The 20,969-nt window shown below is 54.6% G+C and carries 16 protein-coding genes and 1 pseudogene; 7 read left to right on the top strand and 10 right to left on the bottom strand.

What is annotated here, in order from left to right; translation table 11 throughout:
- Nucleotides 1-37 precede the first annotated feature (37 nt).
- Nucleotides 38-802: a DUF3750 domain-containing protein gene (locus tag HP566_RS07715; protein WP_249976682.1), complete on the top strand. Its 765-nt coding sequence runs from the start codon at nt 38-40 to the stop codon at nt 800-802.
- Between the two features lie 28 nt (nt 803-830).
- On the opposite strand, the gene HP566_RS07720 is transcribed toward HP566_RS07715, so the two are convergent.
- The 5 genes from HP566_RS07720 to HP566_RS07740 all read right to left on the bottom strand — a co-directional run bounded on the left by HP566_RS07720 (nt 831) and on the right by HP566_RS07740 (nt 5,569).
- On the bottom strand, nt 831-1,526 hold the full coding sequence (locus HP566_RS07720) for an aspartate/glutamate racemase family protein (protein ID WP_249976683.1): 696 nt from the start codon (nt 1,524-1,526) through the stop codon (nt 831-833).
- Nucleotides 1,526-2,830, bottom strand: a complete 1,305-nt coding sequence (locus HP566_RS07725; protein ID WP_249976684.1) for a TRAP transporter large permease — start codon at nt 2,828-2,830, stop codon at nt 1,526-1,528. Before HP566_RS07725 ends, HP566_RS07720 begins: the two co-directional genes overlap by 1 nt.
- The gene (locus HP566_RS07730; RefSeq protein WP_249976685.1) at nt 2,827-3,396 is read right to left on the bottom strand and encodes a TRAP transporter small permease subunit; all 570 of its coding nucleotides are present in this window, start codon (nt 3,394-3,396) and stop codon (nt 2,827-2,829) included. Before HP566_RS07730 ends, HP566_RS07725 begins: the two co-directional genes overlap by 4 nt.
- 15 nt (nt 3,397-3,411) lie before the next feature.
- Complete coding sequence (locus HP566_RS07735) at nt 3,412-4,449, bottom strand: TRAP transporter substrate-binding protein (protein ID WP_249976686.1); 1,038 nt, start codon at nt 4,447-4,449, stop codon at nt 3,412-3,414.
- Nucleotides 4,450-4,720: 271 nt separating this feature from the next.
- A complete protein-coding gene (locus HP566_RS07740) occupies nt 4,721-5,569 on the bottom strand; it encodes a MurR/RpiR family transcriptional regulator (RefSeq protein WP_249976687.1) in 849 nt (282 codons plus the stop codon).
- 139 nt (nt 5,570-5,708) lie between these two features.
- On the opposite strand from HP566_RS07740, the gene HP566_RS07745 reads away from it, so the two are divergent.
- The gene (locus tag HP566_RS07745; protein ID WP_249976688.1) at nt 5,709-6,107 is read left to right on the top strand and encodes an antitoxin Xre-like helix-turn-helix domain-containing protein; all 399 of its coding nucleotides are present in this window, start codon (nt 5,709-5,711) and stop codon (nt 6,105-6,107) included.
- On the top strand, nt 6,101-6,799 hold the full coding sequence (locus tag HP566_RS07750; protein ID WP_249976689.1) for an RES family NAD+ phosphorylase: 699 nt from the start codon (nt 6,101-6,103) through the stop codon (nt 6,797-6,799). Before HP566_RS07745 ends, HP566_RS07750 begins: the two co-directional genes overlap by 7 nt.
- A gap of 17 nt (nt 6,800-6,816) precedes the next feature.
- Here HP566_RS07750 and mntR read toward each other — a convergent pair whose 3' ends face one another.
- The 3 genes from mntR to HP566_RS07765 form a co-directional block, all read right to left on the bottom strand.
- Nucleotides 6,817-7,293 carry a manganese-binding transcriptional regulator MntR gene (gene mntR, locus HP566_RS07755; RefSeq protein WP_249976690.1) on the bottom strand — a complete coding sequence of 159 codons (477 nt, stop codon included), beginning with the start codon at nt 7,291-7,293 and terminating at the stop codon, nt 6,817-6,819.
- Between the two features lie 292 nt (nt 7,294-7,585).
- On the bottom strand, nt 7,586-9,571 hold the full coding sequence (locus HP566_RS07760; RefSeq protein ID WP_249976691.1) for a monovalent cation:proton antiporter family protein: 1,986 nt from the start codon (nt 9,569-9,571) through the stop codon (nt 7,586-7,588).
- A 167-nt stretch (nt 9,572-9,738) separates the two neighbouring features.
- Nucleotides 9,739-11,136: a GntP family permease gene (locus HP566_RS07765; protein ID WP_249976692.1), complete on the bottom strand. Its 1,398-nt coding sequence runs from the start codon at nt 11,134-11,136 to the stop codon at nt 9,739-9,741.
- Nucleotides 11,137-11,399: 263 nt separating this feature from the next.
- Between HP566_RS07765 and HP566_RS07770 the strand changes: the two genes are divergently transcribed.
- On the top strand, nt 11,400-12,746 hold the full coding sequence (locus HP566_RS07770; RefSeq protein WP_249976693.1) for a Na+/H+ antiporter family protein: 1,347 nt from the start codon (nt 11,400-11,402) through the stop codon (nt 12,744-12,746).
- Between the two features lie 69 nt (nt 12,747-12,815).
- On the opposite strand, the gene HP566_RS07775 is transcribed toward HP566_RS07770, so the two are convergent.
- Complete coding sequence (locus HP566_RS07775) at nt 12,816-13,550, bottom strand: RNA methyltransferase (RefSeq protein ID WP_249976694.1); 735 nt, start codon at nt 13,548-13,550, stop codon at nt 12,816-12,818.
- A gap of 433 nt (nt 13,551-13,983) precedes the next feature.
- Here HP566_RS07775 and HP566_RS07780 point away from each other — a divergent pair, with 433 nt between their 5' ends.
- Both HP566_RS07780 and HP566_RS21845 read left to right on the top strand, forming a co-directional pair.
- The gene (locus tag HP566_RS07780) at nt 13,984-15,633 is read left to right on the top strand and encodes a ShlB/FhaC/HecB family hemolysin secretion/activation protein (RefSeq protein WP_249976695.1); all 1,650 of its coding nucleotides are present in this window, start codon (nt 13,984-13,986) and stop codon (nt 15,631-15,633) included.
- 81 nt (nt 15,634-15,714) lie between these two features.
- Nucleotides 15,715-17,742: pseudogene (locus tag HP566_RS21845) on the top strand (filamentous hemagglutinin N-terminal domain-containing protein); the annotation flags it as partial.
- A 21-nt stretch (nt 17,743-17,763) separates the two neighbouring features.
- Here the strand turns inward: HP566_RS21845 and HP566_RS21730 are convergent.
- Nucleotides 17,764-18,168, bottom strand: coding sequence for a hypothetical protein (locus tag HP566_RS21730; RefSeq protein WP_249976701.1), 405 nt, complete (start codon nt 18,166-18,168; stop codon nt 17,764-17,766).
- Between HP566_RS21730 and HP566_RS07800 the strand changes: the two genes are divergently transcribed.
- The coding region (locus HP566_RS07800) for a hypothetical protein (RefSeq protein WP_425348177.1) at nt 18,055-20,969 on the top strand (2,915 nt) is incomplete at its 3' end. The genes HP566_RS21730 and HP566_RS07800 overlap by 114 nt on opposite strands.

Genomic DNA, 20,969 nt, shown 5'->3' on the forward strand with positions numbered 1-20,969 from the left:
ACACCAAACGTCCTTTTACTAACTGTTGGGTGGCTTCATGAGAGCGCTGTTACGCTGGCTACTTGCCATAGTGGCACTGTTGGCACTGCTGTTATCAGGCCCTGTCTGGATTTTGGCGAGTAACCAGGTGGTTACCGACGGCCACTGGTCCAGCCTCGATCGCTCTTCGGCAGGTCTGGCGCCCGACCCAGGCCAGATACAGGAAGCCGTTGTACAGGTGTATGCGGCACGGGCGTATAACTGGCGCGGGGCTTTTGGCGTACATATCTGGATTGCTACCAAAGAGGCGGGCGCTGATAGCTACCACCTTCATCAGGTATTGAGCTGGCGTCGACCCACCGTCGTCTCATCCGTTGATACCCCCGATCGCGCCTGGTTTGGTCATTCGCCTGAACTATTGGCGGACTATCGGGGTGACGAAGCGGCAGGGCTTATTCCACTGATCGCTGAGGCGGCCACAAACTACCCCCAGGCAAATCTTTACCGGGTGTGGCCTGGCCCCAATAGCAATAGTTTTATTGCCTGGGTGATACGTGAAGTGGAGGGTTTTGAGGTGGCACTACCCGTTACGGCGGTGGGTAAGGACTATTTGTTTGATAGCGTTGTAGCGCCGGTTCCCAGTGGTACGGGTTATCAGCTTTCGTTAGCTGGTGTTTTCGGCATTATGCTGGCTGTTGAAGAGGGGCTGGAGATTAATCTGCTTGGACTTAGCGCTGGCGTTGATGTTATGCGCCCGGCACTTAAGTTGCCTGGCATTGGGCGCTTAGGCATGCAGCCAAGACTAGCGGGAAATAGTAGGTAATCATGCCAGCTTCCCGCTGGCATGGTGATTAGGCTGACGCATTGTCGGCAAGATAGGGTTGGCGCATCGTATATTCCAATGCTTCCCTGAAGCCATCGGTAACATCGATGTGGTAGTGCTCACTCAGCGTTTGGGCACGCCCTGCGAATGCACCTGAGCCCAGCACGATAGCCTTTGAGCCACATTGAATGGCTGTGGTGATAGCGGTATGCAGCCTCTCCTCTGCACGCTCGGTTTGCGCAGCGGTATCTGTGACGCCAATGCCGGTAGCAACCACTCGGCAGCGCTGGCCCAAGCCATAACTTTCGCTAAGTGCCACGATAGTGGGAACGGCATTATCAAATGTTGTAATCACCGTAAATATTCCCCCAGCGGTGGCGGCCGAGCGCATGCTGGCTTCGGCTAGGCTAATCACCGGGCGTTGCGTGATTGCACGTGCTTCGGTGATGGCGATATCGTCGAAGCAGGCCATGATATAGCCAGCAAAGGTTTCTTCCTGGCGCTGTTTAATAAGAGTTAACACCTGTTGGGTAGCGACGTTTTTATCCTGTTGACTTTCAATGGCGTGTGGTCCTGTGCTGGGGCTGGTGACCTCCGTTGTCACGTCAGGCGGTGTAATGTTTACCATGGTCTGACGGATACTTGCCGTCACATTAACATTGGTGTTCGGGTTAATGACCAGGAAATGTCGTGAGTTTGTCCGCGAGTGATTAACGTGGCCCATTACCGCCCCGCCAGTAGGTCAGGTAACCACATGACAATGTTTGGCCACACCATAATAGCGAGGGTAAATAGCGCCATAATGGCTACAAAAGGCAATGATCCGTAGATGACATCGTTAAAACTGCCACCATCTTTGCGCACCCCTTGCACCACAAACAGGTTCATGCCGACAGGAGGGGTAATCAGCGCGATTTCACACATCAGCACGATAAAAATGCCAAACCAGATAGGATCAATGCCAACGGCCACCACCATCGGTACGGTGATGGGCACCGTCAGCACCAGCATCGACATGGCATCCATAAAGGTGCCGAGTACCACATAGAAGAGCAGTAGAACAAGTAACAGGCTGATGGACGTAAGCCCAAAAGAAGCAACCCACTGGGTGAGCGCCTGGGTAACACCCAACATGGAGATCGTCACGTTGAGCAGTAAGGCGCACATCAGGACGATAATCACCATGCCTGAGGTTTTAGCCGCCTGCAGTGAGCAGTGGATCAGTAGGTCAACGCTCATTTTACCGCCCGCGATGATAAAGGCGAGGGCAATCATTACGCCAATAGCAGCGGATTCGGTAGGGGTGGCAAGGCCTCCATAGATACTTCCCATCACTACCCCAAAAATGACCACAGGAGGGATCAGGTGCCGGGATAGTGACAACTTTTCTTTGAAAGGTACATTGACCTCTACCAGTGAAGAATTGCCTGCTTTGCCATGCGCGATGAACAGATAAACAGAAAATAGCAGTGCCAGTGTAATGCCGGGAATTAAGCCGGCAGCAAACAGTTGGCTAACCGATGTATTGGCGAGTTGCCCATACACCAATAGATTGATGCTGGGTGGTATGAGAATACCGAGTGTGCCACCTGCAGCGAGAGAACCAAGCGATGGCCTGATGGGATAACGATATTGTTGGAGTGCCGGTAGTGCGATGGTACCTACCGTTGCAGCGGTAGCCACTGATGAGCCGGAGGTGGCTGAAAACAGCGTGCATGTTGCGATATTGGTATGTAACAGCCCTCCTGGCAGTTTGTTGAACCAAACCGCCAGGGCTGCGTACATACGGTCTGCGATGCCGCCGCGTAAGAGAAGCTCCCCCAATAGCATAAACAGGGGGATGGCAAGCATGGATGGGCTGTTTAAGCTGCTCCATACCACGCTGCCCATCATATCGACCAATGGTGCTCCATACATAAGATAGCCGCCGAGCACTCCCACAAAAAGAATGGCGACCGCAACCGGTAAACTGAGTAGCATCAGTGCCAGCATAATGAGAAATGCGCTAATAATTAGAGGAATGCTCATTTGTTGACTCCCTCTCGCTGTTCCAGGTCGGCAAGCTCTGCCTCCAGTTCATCACTGGTGGAGCTGGGGCCAAATTGCTGGTTAAGCCCTTTCCAATCGGCTTTGACCAGCAGCAGGAGTGCTTTTATGGAGAGCAGTGTTGCAGCTGCCGCAAAAGCTGTCATGGCGGCCAGCCAAACCGCCTGTGGGTAGATCAGGGGGGTTGCCCAGGGCGTTTGCGCGATAGAGCTATATGTGTGGGTACCCATAACGGTCTTTACTGTGAAGTAGAGCAGGAAGGCCGCCAGCAGCCCTAGTGAAAGGGTTGCCAGTGCATTAAGTACGGCCTGAATAGTGGTTGGCAGGCGCATATGTACTAAATTGATACGAATATGCGACTGCTCGACCATGGCGACGCAGAAGGCCAGCGGAGCGGCAATAGCGATGGTGTAGCCGCCCAGTTCATCAACGCCGCCAAAGGAGAGTGAGAAAAACTTGCGGATCAGTGTTTCAAGTGTAATCAGCGCGGCAAGCGTAAGCATTAGAGCGCCAAAAATGATCCCTAAAATGCGGGCGTAAATCGTCATATGGCTATCCCGTGCTTATAGGCCCAACTGAGTACCAACCGTATCGCGCCAGACAGCTTCGCAGTCCTGTGCGACGGCATTGCACTGTCTCGCCCAAAGAGGCAGGGAAACCTCTTCCACGGCAGCGGTAACCGTTGCCAGGTCAGCCTCTGATACAGTCACTTCTGAAAGAGAGTATTCAGTGCCAAACTCACAGGGAGACTTGCCGGCATTGCAGCGCATCGCATCTTCATAGAGTGCTTCCGAGTACTCCCAAATGTCGTCACTGAGATTGGTGATGGCGGTTTCAAGCTGTGTCTGCTGTTCGCTGGAGAGGCTGTTCCAGGTATTCATATTGATGGCGTAGCCATTAATCGCTAACTGTAGGGCAATAGGCAGCACAGAATCTGTCGCTTCTGGCCATCCTCCGGAGTTAGCCGAGGCAGGTCCGGTAATGGCACAGTCAACGACGCCGCGTGAAAGTGCCTGCTGTACATCTCCAAAGGGCATGGAAATACCGGTAGCGCCAAGTTCACCAACAAAATTGGCTGCGCTTTGGTCACCAACGCGTACACGCAGACCTCGTAGGTCGTCCAAGCCGGTAATTTCACCACTACAAAATATGACCTGGGGGCCGGCAGGCCACACGCCCAGCAGTTTCGCGTTGAAGCGTTCCTGAAGACGGGAATCCACGTAATCATAAAAGGCCATCACATTATTGCGGCCCGTTTCGAAGCTGGTGTTAAGACCGATCAAATCAAGTCCCAGTACTGAGGGTTCATCTCGGCTGACCTGAGGACCACGCAGTGACACAATGTCGAAAAGGCCAGAGTTCAGGACTCGCAAGCCATCAGTATCGGGAATGCCTGCAACATCCACCGGAATATACTGGACGGAAACATCCAGGCCGCTATGCTCGGCAAAGTTTTCGAAAAAGGGTTGCTCCTTATTTTGGGCGATAAGGCCAGAGCCAGCGGGTTGCCCAAGCACTTTAAGGGAGAGTGACTCGGCTTGTGCATGTGAGGTTATAAGAGCGGAGGATAAAGCGGTGATTAGGACGGTGCGCTTCAACATGTCTTTTCCTATTCGTCATTACCAGCACGTGCCTTCCTGGACGCAGTGGTGTTGCGATCAATGACACTGCTATTCCTTGCACAGTGTTTGATATGTTGATCCATATTTCATGCCATATCTATCATGAAACTGTAGTTTCATATCAAAAACAGACAATTAGCCTCTTTGCGTGGGGATTAGTCGTATTGTATAAGCAAGAGCGCGCGCACCTTCTGGGTGCATTGGATGGGGGTTGTGTGCTGTTTTAGTGCTTTCTATGGCGAGCAGGGGGTTAAAGCTCTTCAAAGCGATCGTTAAGCATTTCAATACGACGCAGGCGTGATCTTGATGTATCGCCGGCCCGCTCGATTGTACGCATAACCAGCAAATGGCAGAGTGCCATGACAGCAGTGTGATTGAATAACGGCCCCGAGGCTAGTGTATGGCAGCGAAAATGCCAGGCTGGCGTTGGATCAACCTCGGTTCCCTCATCGGTAATATAAACCAGCTGTGTGCCGCTCTCTTTGGCATGTTCCAGCAACTGCTCTGTGAGGGCGATACGACGACGTAGCCCGAAGATAACCACGCAATCATCCTGGTGAAAGTTAACCAGGTGTTCTCCCAGCGTTTCGCCGGCACCAGGGATGCTGGTGACTTCTTCAACTACCTGGGTTAATTGCCAGCGTAAATAGTCCGCAAACGGATGGCTGGCGCGAAATCCTATGACCCAAATTTTACGGGCGGTTAAAAATGCCTCGGCAACCGCATCAATCTCCGCCTGTGTAATGGTGGCAAAGGTGCGGTCCAAATTCGCTTTTCCCTGTTCAAGGTTACTGGCTAGCGACTGTTCCGCCTTACTGACACTGGAGGTGGGTAAAAAAAGCCGCGATCCGGTAGTTTGCTCTTCTCTGGCATGTTTGCGAGCGGCTTCATAGCTTTCATAGCCAAGCCGTCTCACAAAGCGCGATACCGTTGCCTTGGAAACATTGGCGAATCTTGCCAGTTCTTGGGCATCGTAACTTGCCAACTCGCCAGGAAAGTCGCAGACAAATTCACCCAGCCGCCGTTCGGCAGGGTGTAGAGAGGGTAAGGCATTGCGCACCCGGGCCAGAAAGGAGCGCTCCTTGGAAGATGGCGACATGGGGCATCCTGAAACTACAGTTTCTTGAACCATTAATGCTGTGAGCTTATAGGACAATAGCCAGGTTGGTAAAGAGTGTATGTATTTGCAGGAACTTTTTATATGAATTAGTATTTACAAAGATATTAAGGAAATGGCTATGCAAACTGCAAATAACCTGGTTCACAGCAAAGCGGCAGCGGCGGCAGGCTTAAAAGCCGCGGTACGTATTCTGGATAAGTGGCGAGCCACTGGTGAACAGGGGGAATCCATATTGCGTGTTTCGCATAGCACCTATGCCCGGGCCAGGCGGGAGGGTTTGAGTGAGATTAAGCTGGATAGCGACCAACTGACCCGTATCAGCTATGTACTGAATATACATGCGGCGTTGCGAATGCTATTTGAGAACCCGGATAACGTTTACGGGTTTGTTGCCATGGCGAACTACAACCCATACTTCAATGGGCGCTCTCCACTTGAAGTGATTGGCAGCGGTGATTTCGCTGCACTTTACGAAACCTTTAAACGCATCGACAGTTTGCGAGGGGCTCAATGGTAGCCCTGGATACGCTGCCTTTATGTGGCGAAAAGCAGGTCGAGGGATACCGCCTGGTTAACAGCAAGTTTCCACCCATTGGTCTGTTTGATGATGTGGCAGATGATGCTGAGTTTGAGGCACTCTATGCTCTTCAGGCGTTAACCAATCCGCGTTTACGGAATGAAGCAGGTGACCTGGGGCTTATTCCTGTTAAGGAAATTCCTTTTGGCATTAGAGGCTGCTCTTACGCCACTGCACCTTTTACCCACGTCAACCCAGACGGTTCACGCTTTAGTGATGGCAGTTTTGGGGTGCTTTATATAGCTGACACATTGGCTACAGCAATCGCCGAAGTCAGGTATCACCAACAAACCTATTGGCAGAATGTTCCCTCACTGCATTTTGAGCGGTTTGTTTTTCGTGGATTGAAGTGCGAGTTTGACGAAGTGGCGTGTCGGGATGGTCTGATTATCAGGCGATCAGACCCTATTTATGCTCCCAACGATTATCGTGCCTCTCAAGCGTTGGGCAGTGCATTGCGTGAAGAAAAATGCGCTGGCGTGCGCTATCACTCGGTGCGTCAGGCTAATGCTATCTGCTGGGCGCTGATGACCCCGCAACATGTAAAAGACGTTATCCAGACCACTCACCTGGAGATGATCTGGAATGGAAGAATTACCCAGGTGAATAGACTTTCAGCGCCTCCGGGTTAGCCATGCCGGCAGTCAGGCTATTGCTGATGCTGCTCCGTAAAGCGCTGCATGATAGCGAGTGTTTCATCGCTGACATGATGTTCCATCCCTTCCGCATCGATACGCGCTGTACTGTCATCAACGCCTAAGGCACGTAGAAAATGCAGTACTACATCATGGCGTGCTCGTGAGGTTTCCGCCATTTTCTGCCCCTCTTCGGTAAGGAAGAGAGAACGGTATGGCTTACTGGTGACAAGCCCCAGCTCATTCAAACGGCGAATCATTTTCGATACGGTAGCCTGGCTGACAGCCATGCGATTGGAAATATCGGCTGCTCGTGCTTCTCCACGATGGCGAATCAAGTCGCCAATTAGCTCAACATAGTCTTCAATCAGCTCAGTTTCATGAGCGTTACGCACCGTTTCGTACTGCTTTGCATGCTGCTCCACAGGTGGGAGAGCGTCGCCGCTGATGCCGGGTGTAGAGGGTATGCGCCGCTGTTGGTGATCACTCATTGGCAAATATTATCAAGGTTAGTGGAAACATTAATTGGTGATGGTAGCGTATTTTGGCGGATAATTGTTAGCTAAGGCTAAACTGTTTGCACAGGGCTTTTTTGTTGAGCTGCATGGTAGCCAGTGGATGCTAGCACACTGGAGAGAGATAATGACCAAGCAATCTGTGTGGGTAATGCTCTGCGCATCGCTAGCCTGGGGCGGGGCAAGTGTCGCCGCTTAGGTAAATGAGCTGCTATATATACGGATGCCTGCCATGTTGAGCACGACAGCATCTAAGTGCAATTGACCATCAGCGCTCACTTGGGGTTGCTGATAAGCAGGTTTCAGCCGTCTCCAGGGCATCGGGTGTACCCAGTAATACCACGACATCACCTGCTTCAAGCACGGTTTCCTGTGCTGGATATCGGGTGCGCTGGTTATCGCGAACCAGCGCTGTTACGGTAACCGCGTGTGATGGAAGGTCATAACTGCCTAAGGTTTTGCCCAAGCAGGGGCTTTTGGCGTCAATTTGAACCGCGTGGAGACGTTCAGTTTTACCATCATGTTCTTCGTTCAGGCGCTCCAGGCTGCTTCGGAATAGCTCTTTAAGCATTGGGTAGCGCTTGATACGCTGCTCCTGCAACCGTTGAGTAACACGCCAGAGGGGAACGTTCAGCGTTAATAGCGAATGCATTGCTATGATCATCCCGCTCTCTAGTGTTTCCGGTATCACTTCGGTTGCACCCGCTTTACGCAACTCTTCGGTACCACTGTCGTCATTTGTTCTTACCACTATGGGAAGGTCTGGCTTGGCGTAGCGGACATGGTGCAGTGTGCGCAGTGTCGCGGTGCGGTCATCATGGCTGATAATGAGGAGCGATGATGTAGCCAGGCCGATGCCTTCCAGTACAACGGGGTCGGATGCATCGCCGTAAAAAACGGGGTGGCCTGCCAGTCTCGCTTCTTTAACAATGGTAGGGTCCATATCCAATGCCACAAAGTGGATTGATTCACTCTCCAGAAAACGGCTGATAACCTGCCCCGTGCGGCCATAACCACAGATAATGACATGATGGTGGTAGCTGGAGTGGTTATCAGGAAGGAGTGCATCCATGTCTTTATAGTGCGTCCTTTTTTTAAACAACCAGGCAGCTAACGGCTGGTTGTAGCGAATCAGAAACGGAGCGGCAATCATTGAGAACAGTACGGAGGTGAGTGTGATCTGGGCTGGCTGAGTGGCAATAATGTGATTGTCGAGACCGATTGCCAGCAGGGCAAAGCCAAATTCACCGCCAACTGCCAAGGTAAGCCCGGTACGAAAGGCGGTTTGTGAGTCGATGCCTGAGTACCTGACGATCAATGTCACAATAATGGTTTTGATCGTGAGCAACGCGGCTGCACCCAGTAATGCCTGATGCCAGATCGAAGGCAGTAGTGCCGGTTCCACAAGCATACCGATGCCAATGAAAAAAAGGCCCAGTAACACGTCTCGGAAGGGGCGAATCGTGGTTTCTACCTGGTGGCGAAACTCAGTCTCACCAAGCACCATACCTGCGAGAAATGCCCCGAAGGCCATGGAGAGTCCCAGTGAGTCTGTGGTCCAGGCTGCAATGAGTGAAACAAACAGCACCGTCAGCGTAAAAAGCTCTGCTGAGCGGCGGCTGGCCACAATATGAAACAAGGGCTTTAACAAGTAGCGCCCGGAGATAAGCACAATTCCAAACGCCGCCAGGGCCTTGATAAGGGCTATGCCCAGTGCGCCCGCTATCTCTGAAGCAGCCGCTGTGCCAAGTACAGGAATGACCACGACAAAAGGAACAGCGGTAATATCCTGAAACACGGACATTGTGGTGCCAAGTCGTCCATGCCGGGTTTGGCTCTCACCCTGTTCTATCAGCTGTTTGCTAATGACTGTGGTGGAGGATTGGGTAAATACTGCTCCAACGATAAAAGCAGCAATGAGTGGCAATCCAATCGCCCAGCCCAGTAGCGTGATCACTGCTGTGGTGAGGACTACCTGGGCTGTCCCCAAGCCAAGTATGGTATTCCTAAGCGCATATATCTGGGGTAGTGGAAAACTTAAACCGATAGTGAATAGCAGAAAGACGATGCCAAATTCGGCAATCATCTGAATATAGGTGGACTCTAAAGCTGGGCCTGCGGTATGGGATCCCAAAATCACCCCAACAAATAGATACGCCAGACTGGGAGGAATTTTCAAGCGCTGAAAGAGCAGAACAACGAAAACAGTAGCCCCAAGTAATAACAGTGTCTGCACCAGCGTTTGTTCAAGCATTAATACAACTCCCCTTGAGCCAGCGGTGACTAAAAGCATTCAGTGGTACTTATATGTCATTGATCTTAATATTTTTATAGTTTGGTAATCATGACAGTAAGCAAGCAATGATTATAAGCCTTATGTCTGAACTATCACACGGGCTGGTGACGTTGAGAAGTGCGTGGTTAGAAGCTTCCAAAAAGGGTGCCCAGGATGATAACGCTAACCAGGGCTGCGATCGGCAACACAATCGTCACTACAGCGATGTTTCCGTAAGACTGCCGGTGGGTAAGCCCACAGATAGCCAGCAGCGTAATCACCGCACCCGAGTGGGGTAGGGTGTCCATGCCCCCAGCAGCAAGTGTGGCCACCCGGTGCATAAGCTCTGGGCTTATGCCCGCTTGCTCGGCCATCGCCAGATATTCGCTACCAAGGGTTTGCAGGGCGATGGAGAGGCCACCTGAAGAAGAGCCGGTAATACCAGCCAGGACACTCATGGCCATGGCTTCAGAAATGAGTGGGTTGCCAGGTGACACGTTTAGTACTGCATCGCGAATAATGACAAAACCAGCCAAGCTGGCGATAACCGCGCCATAACCTACTTCCGATGCGGTATTGAAAATAGGTAGCAGCGAGCCAATACAGCCTTTGTTAACGGTTGCTTTCAGATCCTGCCAATGGTTCCAGCGGGTAATTATCAGCCAGGTAGAGGCGCTAAGCAGTGCGATCAGAATTGCCCATAGTCCGGCCTGCCTGCTTGGCGATACATTTTCAAAGGCATCGCTAATGAAAGAGAGGTCCATGGCCGGGAAAACACCATAGGTAAACAGCGCATTCAAGCCAATCACCATCACTAGCGGAATCATTGCCACCGCCAAGGGCATCATCGCAGGGGGAGCATCGGCTTCGTTTTCTGTGACGACTTCACGTTCGCTATGTACACCGTAACCCTCGCCACTAATGACGGCTTTCTTGACGCGTGAGCGTAAGTAATAAGTGCCCAGGCCCAACATAATCAAACCCGCGATAATGCCTAGCCCAGGCGCTGCAAAACTGTTGGTACCAAAATAGGGAATAGGAATTGCGTTTTGAATGGCGGGAGTGCCGGGTAACGCGGTCATGGTAAAAGTGAACGAGCCTAAGGCAATGGACGCTGGGATTAACCGCTTGGGTATATTTGCCTGGCGAAATAGCTCGCGGCTAATCGGATAGATCGCAAAAGCTACCACAAAGAGTGATACACCGCCGTAAGTGAGTACAGCACAGGCCAGCACCACGGTAAGCACGACATGCTGGGTGCCCAGCTGCTTGACGATACCATTTGAAATTGACTGGGCAGCCCCTGAGTCCGCCATTAGTTGACCAAATAGCGCCCCAAGTAAGAACAAGGGAAAGAACTGAATAACATAATTACCCAGTGCTTTCATAAAGGTATCGGTGTAGATGGGGAGCAGAAAGGCGGCATCGCCTGACAGAAGCACTGCCAGGGAGGCCATAAGGGGGGCCAGCAGCAGCACAGAGACGCCCCGATAGGCGAAAAACATTAGCAGCAACAGTGAAATGATTATCGCGAGCATGCCCATATGAGCTCCTGGGTAATGCTTAATTCAGCGGATGTCGATGTTAGGCGGAAGGCGGCATACTAGGTGGTATGCTGCAAAGCAGCAAGAGTGCCTTGACTAAAGTATTAAGCTGACAATACGCCCACGATGTGAGGTGTGAGGAGAATTGCCAGATCCTTTTACAGTAACTGTTTACCCTATCTTAAGCCTGCTTATAAGCATCTTATCTGTTAGTATTTGCTGCCTTTGGTGTTAATGACCTTCCAATAGCTCTGGGTATTTTCATGAATGCAGTAATTCTTGCAGTGCTGGTGATGGTGGTACTGTCGTTGTTACGCGTGTCGGTTGTATTTGCACTGGTGGTCGGCGCACTGGTCGGTGGCTTATTCGGTGGCTTATCTCTTGATGAAACCCTTAGTGCCTTTAACGATGGGGTTGGTGGCGGTGCCCAGGTAGCCCTGGCTTATGCCACATTAGGAGCATTCGCGGTGGCGATCTCCCGCTCGGGATTGCCTGATATGTTGGCGAATCGCTTGATCACCATGCTAGGTAAAGAAGCGACAGCGGTGCATCAGGCCAGAATCAAAATGCTGCTGCTAACCGCAGTGCTGTTGGTTGCTATCTCGTCACAGAACGCTATTCCGGTCCATATCGCTTTCATTCCTGTGCTTATTCCACCGCTCTTAACGGTCATGAACCGCCTTAAGCTTGACCGTCGTGCAGTGGCTTGCGCCCTGACGTTTGGTTTGACAGCACCCTATATGCTACTGCCGGTAGGATTTGGTGCGATTTTTTTAAACGATATTCTACTGTCCAACTTAAATACCGCTGGTGAGCCGCTTGGCTTGGAAGTTACTCGGGGCATGGTACCGATGGCAATGGCGATACCTGTCGGAGGGATGGCGATTGGTTTGCTGGTGGCGCTGTTTTTCAGTTACCGTGGACAGCGCGAGTACACCAGTCAAGACCTGGTAGCCACCCATGCCCAACAGGGACACACGCCAGCCAAACCCCACACACTGGGACTGATTATGTCGGCGGTAGCCATTGTGGCAGCGCTAGGATTACAGCTTTATACCGGCTCTATGATAGTGGGCGGTTTGGTTGGCATCGGCTTGCTTTCGGTGGGTGGTATTTTTAAATGGCGTGAAGCAGACGATCTGTTCACCAGCGGTATGCGTATGATGGCGCTGATAGGCTTTATCATGATTGCCGCTGCTGGTTTTGCTGAAGTGATGAAGGCTACCGGAGCAATTGAGTCGCTGGTCTCCGGGGCCTTTGATCTGTTTGGTGATAATCGCGGCCTTGCCGCATTGGTTATGTTGCTGGTGGGCCTGTTTATCACGTTAGGGATTGGTTCATCGTTTTCGACGATCCCCATTATCGCCGCGATTTTCGTACCGCTGGCAGTGCAGTTCGGGTTTTCACCCATGGCGACGGTTGCACTGGTAGGCACAGCTGCAGCATTAGGGGACGCCGGTTCACCAGCCTCTGATTCAACTCTTGGACCAACCTCTGGCCTGAATGTGGATGGGCAGCATGACCATATGTGGGACAGTGTAGTGCCTACTTTCCTGCACTATAACGTCCCCCTAATTATCTTTGGCTGGTTGGCGGCAATGTTTCTTTAAAAGTTGTTCAGTATCTGAATGCAAAGGGGGTAGCCTATTGGTTGCCCCCTTTGCGTTTGCAAGCTTGATCTAATGTTTAGGCAGATGAGATTCAAATGCACTTAGTAGCCCACGTAGCAGCGAAAGCTCTTTGCGGCTGGGCTGCGCGCGGGCAAAAAGCGCCTGCAACTGCTCTTCTGTTCGTGCATGAGGCTGGGTAAGGAAGCCACTTTGCTGCATCAGGTGGCCAAGGTGCTCCTGGAAATAAACAAGCTGCTCCCGGCTGGGCGGCGTTGCTTCCAGAGGCCGTTGGTAAGCAAAACCGCTTTCATCTCGCTTACGCCAGGCGCGGTGTACTTCATAGGCTAAAATCTGCACTGCTTGCGATAAATTTAATATACCGTACTCAGGGTTGGCCGGAATGCTGACCTGGTGGGTACAGCAGCGTATCTCATTGTTGGTCAACCCTGAACGTTCGCGCCCGAATACCAGCGCCACAGGCGCTTGGGTGGCACTCTCAATCACCTGCCGGGCCATGTCGTCCGGTTCATCGAAGTGGGGGAGAGGCAGGCTCCGTAGTCGTGCGCTGGCACCCACAACCTGCACGCAGTCGTGCACTGCATCTTCAAGTGAGCTTACGCAGCGGGCATTCTCCAACACATCCGTTGCACCTGCGGCGAGACGTGTTGCCTCATCATCAGGAAAGGTACGCGGATTCACCAGCACAAGGTTGGTTAAGCCCATGGTTTTCATTGCACGTGCAGCCGCGCCAATGTTGCCAGGGTGGAAAGTTTGTACCAGTACGATGCGAATGTTGGAAAGCACGTGAATAAGGACCTGAAAGCTGCCATATCAAAAGCGCTGATGGTAGCACGCTTTGGAGTACCAGGTTGATGATGGTGCTAGCTTGCCTTTATCACACACTCCAACCGTATGCTTTTTTCAACGATTAAATCTCTTGTGTAATGTCATGGCTGAAGTGGTTGCTAGCGATTTTTTAGCAGCCTTGGCAATCAGTTAATTCGCGATGTGTTTATATGGATATGGCATTTTGTGCTTAAAAAATACTAAAGAATGCTTCTCATTTGCCGATGACTCTATGCAAGTAGGGGGATCGCTGATGACTTGGATTATGACGTGTCAACGTGTTCTCCAGACATCTAGAAAAAGAATGTATTTAAGGGAATAAGTATTGTTTGTCACAACGCCCGATAGATTGTCACTTGGAAATAAGTGCTGGTTACATGCAATAACACTAGTGCTTGGAATACACCTAACTACAGTTCAAGCCCAGGAATTACCTTTAGATGATGAGGTACTACGCCAGCGTGAGCGAGATAGAGCGCTGCAAGATCAGCAAAGCACATCCGTAGATATTCGATTATCTGCTCCGCTGGAAGCGGTTGGACGTTTCCCTGATGATGAATCTCCATGCTTTATGATCCATGAACTGGCATGGCAGGGCGAGGAGGTTCGTCGTTTTGCATGGCTTGATGATGCGGTAGCGGGTGATGACACTCTCATCGGTCGTTGTATTGGTACTCAGGGTGTCAATCTGGTACTTGAGCGTGCTCAGAACGCGCTGATAGAACGTGGTTTCGTCACCAGCCGGGTGCTGGTGGAGCCCCAGGACCTCAACGATGGAATCCTCACACTTACCCTGCTGCCCGGGCGTATCGCCAGCCTGCGTGTCGCTGATCCCGAACGACCACACGCCACTCTGCGCAACGCAGTGCCAGCCCGGCCTGGCGACATCCTTAATCTGCGCGATATCGAACAGGCACTGGAGAATTTTCAGAACTTACCTTCCGTGGAGGTCGACATCCAGATCGCTCCCGCCGATGAGCCGGGCAGCAGCGATCTGGTTATTGACTACCAGCAGGGTTTTCAGCTACGTCCTGGATGGTCGCTTGACAATAGTGGTAGTGATGCAACCGGTCGGTACTTAAATGGTGTCACTGTGGCCTACGATAATCTGATGGGCATCAATGACCTGTTTTATGCCTACCTGGGTAAGGATCTGGGAGGAGGAGACAGTGGTGGACGCGGTAACAAAAGCCGAACATTGCACTATTCAGTGCCCTGGGGCTATTGGAGACTGAACGTCACTGCCAGTGACTACGATTACCACCAGGCGGTTGCAGGAGCCTTCGAAGACTACATATACAGCGGTACCAGTCGCACACTCCGGGCCGGTCTATTACGTGTGATCCATCGCGATGCCTCGCGCAAGACCTCCTTCGAATTCGCTGGCTTCCAGCGTCAGTCGCGTAACTATATCGATGACCTCGAGATCGAGGTGCAGCGGCGTACCGTGGGGGGGTGGGAAGCTGGTGTGGCGCATCGTGAGTTCCTCGGACGAGCGATGCTGGATCTGGGGCTGGGCTATCAGAGGGGAACCGGTGCTTTCAATGCTCGACCAGCACCAGAAGAACTTTTCGGTGAAGGTACCTCGCGTTTTCAGATCGTCACCTCGAATGCCGACCTCGATCTGCCATTTCAACTCGGCAGCCAGAGGCTGCGTTATCGGGGCCACTGGCGTATGCAGCGCAACCTGACGCCGCTTGCTCCCCTGGAGCGTTTTTCCATCGGTAGTCGTTATACGGTGAGGGGCTTTCACGACAGCGGTCTGGTCGCCGAGCGTGGCTGGCTGGTACGTAACGAGCTTGAAGCACCGTTAGGTGAGAGTGGCCAGCGAGTTTACGCTGCACTTGACCACGGCCATGTTGGAGGTGCTGGCACAGAATGGTTGCTGGGAACGCAACTGACGGGGGCGGCAGTGGGGCTACGGGGGAGGTTGCTGCGCCACCTGCATTACGACGTCTTCGTAGCCACGCCGGTCAGCAAGCCGGATGGGTTTCGCAGTGACGGACATGATCTGGGGTTCAGCGTGAATTTGGCACTCTAGCTATATACAAGACAATGCTCCGCACTGCCTAGCGCCGGAAGCACGTCATTTGGAATGTACTACAAATAAGGGAACTGGACGATGAACAGGTATTGTTACCGCTTGGTATTCAATCGAGCCAAGGGGCAACTGGTCGTCGCCGCCGAACTCTGTGCCACACAGGGTAAGGGCGGTAGCGTGTCTGCGAGGTCAGCAAGAGGTAAACCACCGTCCACGTTTATTCTTGGAAGTTTAAAGCCGCTGTGCTGGTCCGTCTTGATGGCATCTGGCCTTGTATTTGCACTGCCGACCCAGGCACAAATCATTCCAGACCGCACAGCGCCAGGTGAACAACGTCCTCACGTTCTGGAAAGTGCCAATGGAACCCCCCAGGTCAACATCCAGACGCCCAGTGCTCAGGGAGTATCACGTAACGCCTATAGCCAGTTTGACGTGGATGGCCAGGGCGCCATCCTCAACAATTCACGTAGTGCCACCCAGACCCAGCTCGGCGGCTGGGTGCAGGGCAATCCCAATCTCGCCACCGGCGAGGCGCGGGTGATCGTCAACGAGGTCAACTCGCGCAACCCCAGCCAACTGCGTGGCCACGTGGAAGTTGCCGGACAGCGTGCAGAGGTCGTCATCGCCAACCCCGCCGGCATCCACGTCGATGGCGCGGGCTTCATCAATGCCAGCGGTACCACCCTGACCACCGGGCGCCCCGAATTCAGCGCAGGGGAACTGACCAGTTACCGGGTCGAGGAGGGCTCCATCCGTATCGCGGGGGATGGCCTGGATACCCGCGACAGCGATTACACTGCCATCCTGGCCCGTGCTGTTGAGGTGCAGGCAGGCATTTGGTCCGATGACCTTGATGTTGTTGCCGGCGCCAACCATATCAGTGCCGATCGACAGACAGTAACGGTGATAGAAGGTAGTGGAAGTATCCCCTCGGTCGCCGTTGATGTGGCTCATTTGGGCGGCATGTATGCTGGCAAGATCCATCTTATGGCCACTGAACATGGAGTGGGCGTTCATAACGCTGGTGCACTTTCTGCCGGTGAGATCGTGGTCGACGCCGACGGACGCATCACCAACTGGGGGCAGGTCGCCACCGAGGGTGACATGCGACTGGCCAGCCACAACGATATCGCGAATCATGGTCTCGTGCGTGCCGGTAATGATCTGGTTGCGACCAGTGAGGCTGAGATCGCTAATTTCGACACTGGAATGATGATTGCGGGAGGCGACGTTCAGCTGTCGGCCAGCGACCTGCATGGTGATCTCGACACCCTCACGGCTGCAGGTGTGCTTGATGATGGGACCTTGGGCGCGGATGGCGACCTGGTATTCACTGCGTCGCATGGCATTGACGCCGGCGGTCTGCACTTTGCTGCCGGTGGTATCTATGCCCAGGCTGATGCCGTTGCCCTGCGGGACAGCCATACCCAGGCGCGGGACATCGACATCGTCGCGGGAACGGGGGGGATCGATGCCAGCCGCGCCACCCTCGCCGCGCAGGAGACGCTCAGCGCGAGGACGCCGGGCGCGCTGCGCACCGACGAGGCCCGGGTCGTGGCCGAGCGGCTTGATCTCGACGCGAACGAACTGTCCAACGTCGGCGGCGATATCGTGCAGCTCGGCAGCGATTTGCTCATGTTCGACGTGGAGACCTTCGACAATACCTCGGGGCGGCTGGCCAGCAACAGCGACCGCCTGACCATCGACGCCGACGCGTTTGTCAACCGTGGCGGCGAACTGCTGCATGCCGGGAACGAGCGCCTGACGCTTGGCGTGGGGGCCATCGACAATGACGACGGCCGCATCCTCGGCAACGCTGAGTTGGCGGTCACGGCCGGCGAGGTGAGCAATGTCGGCGGCCGGCTCCAGGGCAACGACGCCGTGTGGCTATCCGCGACAGCGCTGGACAACCGCCAGGGCGAACTTATCGCCGGCGACGCCCTGACGCTGACGGTGGAAGGGGATATCGACAATACCCAGGGACAGTGGCGGGCGGAGCGTATCGACGTCAGTGCCGCTGATCTGAACAATACCGATGGCCTGATCAGTGCGGCCAGCGGCGATCTTCATCTCGAGGCGAATGAACTCGAAAACACCTCGGGCCGGTTGGAAGCGGCGGATGATCTGACCCTAGATGTCGCCGGCACCCTGACCAACGAACGCGGCGAGATCGTCCATGCCGGAGAGGGCGAGGCAAATATTGCCTCCACACGCCTGGAAGGCAGCGAGGGACTGATCGTCAGCCAGGGTGACCTGACCCTGGCGGCACGGGATATCGTCCTCGATGGGGCGACCACCAGTGCTGAGTCCATCGCCCTGACCGCCGAGCGCCTGAGCCATCACCAGGGTGAGATGCTGCAGACCGGTGAGGACAGTGACCTGACGCTGAAGATAGGGCAGTCGCTGGACAACACTGACGGGCTGATCGCCAGTAATGCCGGGCTCGATATCACCGCCCAGGCACTGACCAATCGCTCCGGCACCGTGCAGGCGCTGGGCGATCTCTACCTCAATACCGAAAACCTGAACAATCACCGAGGCTGGCTGGAAGCGGCGGGCGATCTGGCCCTTGATATCGCCGATACCCTGACCAACCAGGACGGCGAGATTATCCACGTCAGTGAGGGCGAGGCGCACATCATTGCCACACGCCTGGAAGGCAGCGAGGGGCTGATCGTCAGCCAGGGCGACCTGATCCTGAATGCCAGGGATATCGTCCTCGACGGCGCGACCACCAGTGCCGAGTCCATTACCCTGGCCGCCGAGCGCCTGAGCCACCGTCAGGGAGAGATACTACACACCGGCGAGGGCAGCGACCTGACGCTCACGATAGGGCAGTCGCTGGACAATACCGAGGGCTTTATCGCCGGTAATTCCGGGCTCGATATCACGGCCCCGGAGTTGACCAATACCGGCGGTACCTTGCAGGCGCTGGGCGATCTCTACTTGAATGCGGAGAGCTTGAACAATCGCCAGGGCGAACTTGTCGCTGGCGATGCCCTGGCCGTGACAGCGTCGGGGGATATCGACAATGCCCAGGGCCAATGGCTGGCGGAGCGTATCGAGGTCAGCGCTGCCGGTCTGGACAACAGCGAGGGTCTGATCAGCGCGGCCAGCGGCGCGTTGCGCGTGCGATCGGATGAGCTTGACAACACCTCGGGCCGGCTGGAGGCGTCGGGCGATCTGACCTTCGACGTCGCCGAGACCTTGATCAACGACGACGGCGAGATCGTTCATGTCGGTGACGGAGAGGCGAATATCGCTGCCACACGCCTGGAGGGTAGCGATGGATTAATCGTCAGCCAGGGCGATCTGACCCTGGCGGCCCGGGATATCGTCCTCGACGGCGCGTCCACCAGCGCCGAGTCCATCGCCCTGAAAGTCGAGCACCTTAGCCATCGCCAGAGTGAGATGTTGCAAACCGGTGACGACCGAGACCTGATCCTCACCATAGGGCAGTCGCTGGATAATACCGAGGGCCTTATCGCCGGCAACGCCGGGCTCGATATCACGGCCCCGGAGTTGACCAATACCGGCGGTACCTTGCGGGCGCTGGGCGATCTCTACTTGAATGCGGAGAGCTTGAACAATCGCCAGGGTGAGCTTATCGCCGGCAATGCCCTGACCCTGGTGTCCACTGGCGATGTGGACAACACCCAAGGGCAGTGGCGGGCGGAGCGTATCGATATCAGCGCTGCCGGGCTGGACAATACCGGCGGCTTGATCAGCGCCGCCAGCGGCGATCTTGATCTCGAAGCGGATGAACTCGATAACACCCAAGGGCGAGTGGAAGCGGCGGGCGATCTATCACTCGATATCGCCGATACCCTGACCAACCAGGACGGTGAGATTATCCATGCCGGTGACGGCGACGCCCGCATCGTTGCTACTCGCCTGGAAGGTAGCGATGGCCTGATCGTCAGCCAAGGTGATCTGGTGCTGGATGCCAGAGATACTGTCCTCGATGGTGCGACTACCAGCGCCGAGTCCATCACCCTGCAAGCTGAGCATCTCAGCCATCGCCAGGGCGAGATGCTGCAGGTCGGCGACGATAAGGACTTGGTGCTTTCCGTCCGGCAATCGCTGGACAATACCGGCGGGCAGATTGCCAGCAATGCCGACCTCGATATCATTGCCGGTGAACTGACCAATACCGCTGGCACCCTGCAGGCCTTGGGCGATCTCTACCTGAATGCTGGCAGCCTGAACAATCGCCAGGGTGAACTCGTCGCCGGCGATGCCCTGGCTCTGGTTGCTACGGGAGATATCGACAATACCCAGGGGCAGTGGCGGGCGGAGCGAGTAAACGTCAGCGCTGCTGGTCTGAATAACCGCGATGGGCTGATTAGTACCGCCAGCGGCAAGCTGCGCGTGCAGGCGGATGACCTCGATAACACCCAAGGGCGAGTGGAAGCGGCCGACGATCTATCACTCGATATCGCCGATACCCTGACCAACCAGGACGGTGAGATTATCCATGCCGGTGACGGCGACGCCCGCATCGTTGCTACTCGCCTGGAAGGTAGCGACGGCCTGATCGCCAGCCAAGGACACCTTTCGCTACACGGAGAAGATATCGTCCTCGACGGCGCCACCACCAACGCCGAGTCCCTCGCCCTGACCGCCGATCACCTTAGCCATCGCCAGGGCGAGATGCTGCACACCGGCGAGGGCAGTGACCTGACGCTGGCAATAGCGCAGTCGCTGGACAATACCGAGGGCTTTATCGCCGGTAATTCCGGGCTCGATATCATTGCCGGTGAACTGACCAATACCGCCGGTACCTTGCAGGCCTTGGATCATGTCGGGCTGGACGTTGGTGACCTGGATAATCGGCAGGGTGAACTGATCGCTGGCGATGCCCTGGCCGTGGCGGCGTCGGGGGATATCGACAATACCCAGGGCCAATGGCTGGCGGAGCGTATCGACGTCAGCGCCGCCGGCCTCAATAACCGCGATGGGCTGATCAGCGCCGCCAGCGGCGATCTTGATCTCGAAGCGGACGAACTCGACAACACCTCGGGTCGGCTGGAAGCCACGGGTGACCTGTCCCTCGATATCGCCGAGACGCTGATCAACGACGACGGCGAGATCATCCACGCCGGTGACGGAGAGGCGAATATCGCTGCCACACGCCTGGAAGGTAGCGACGGCCTGATCGCCAGCCAAGGACACCTTTCGCTACACGGAGAAGATATCGTCCTCGACGGCGCCACCACCAGCGCCGAGTCCCTCGCCCTGACTGCCGATCACCTTAGCCATCGCCAGGGCGAGATGCTGCACACCGGCGGGGGCAGTGACCTGACGCTGACAATAGCGCAGTCGCTGGACAATAC

Source organism: Vreelandella olivaria (assembly GCF_023507745.1).
Taxonomy (GTDB): domain Bacteria; phylum Pseudomonadota; class Gammaproteobacteria; order Pseudomonadales; family Halomonadaceae; genus Vreelandella; species Vreelandella olivaria_A.

Bases quoted from the DNA above. Each gene is read 5' to 3' on its own strand.
- HP566_RS07715 (WP_249976682.1), top strand. From the start codon at position 38: ATGAGAGCGCTGTTACGCTGGCTACTTGCCATAGTGGCACTGTTGGCA.
- HP566_RS07720 (WP_249976683.1), bottom strand. From the start codon at position 1,526: ATGGGCCACGTTAATCACTCGCGGACAAACTCACGACATTTCCTGGTC.
- HP566_RS07725 (WP_249976684.1), bottom strand. From the start codon at position 2,830: ATGAGCATTCCTCTAATTATTAGCGCATTTCTCATTATGCTGGCACTG.
- HP566_RS07730 (WP_249976685.1), bottom strand. From the start codon at position 3,396: ATGACGATTTACGCCCGCATTTTAGGGATCATTTTTGGCGCTCTAATG.
- HP566_RS07735 (WP_249976686.1), bottom strand. From the start codon at position 4,449: ATGTTGAAGCGCACCGTCCTAATCACCGCTTTATCCTCCGCTCTTATA.
- HP566_RS07740 (WP_249976687.1), bottom strand. From the start codon at position 5,569: ATGTCGCCATCTTCCAAGGAGCGCTCCTTTCTGGCCCGGGTGCGCAAT.
- HP566_RS07745 (WP_249976688.1), top strand. From the start codon at position 5,709: ATGCAAACTGCAAATAACCTGGTTCACAGCAAAGCGGCAGCGGCGGCA.
- HP566_RS07750 (WP_249976689.1), top strand. From the start codon at position 6,101: ATGGTAGCCCTGGATACGCTGCCTTTATGTGGCGAAAAGCAGGTCGAG.
- mntR (WP_249976690.1), bottom strand. From the start codon at position 7,293: ATGAGTGATCACCAACAGCGGCGCATACCCTCTACACCCGGCATCAGC.
- HP566_RS07760 (WP_249976691.1), bottom strand. From the start codon at position 9,571: ATGCTTGAACAAACGCTGGTGCAGACACTGTTATTACTTGGGGCTACT.
- HP566_RS07765 (WP_249976692.1), bottom strand. From the start codon at position 11,136: ATGGGCATGCTCGCGATAATCATTTCACTGTTGCTGCTAATGTTTTTC.
- HP566_RS07770 (WP_249976693.1), top strand. From the start codon at position 11,400: ATGAATGCAGTAATTCTTGCAGTGCTGGTGATGGTGGTACTGTCGTTG.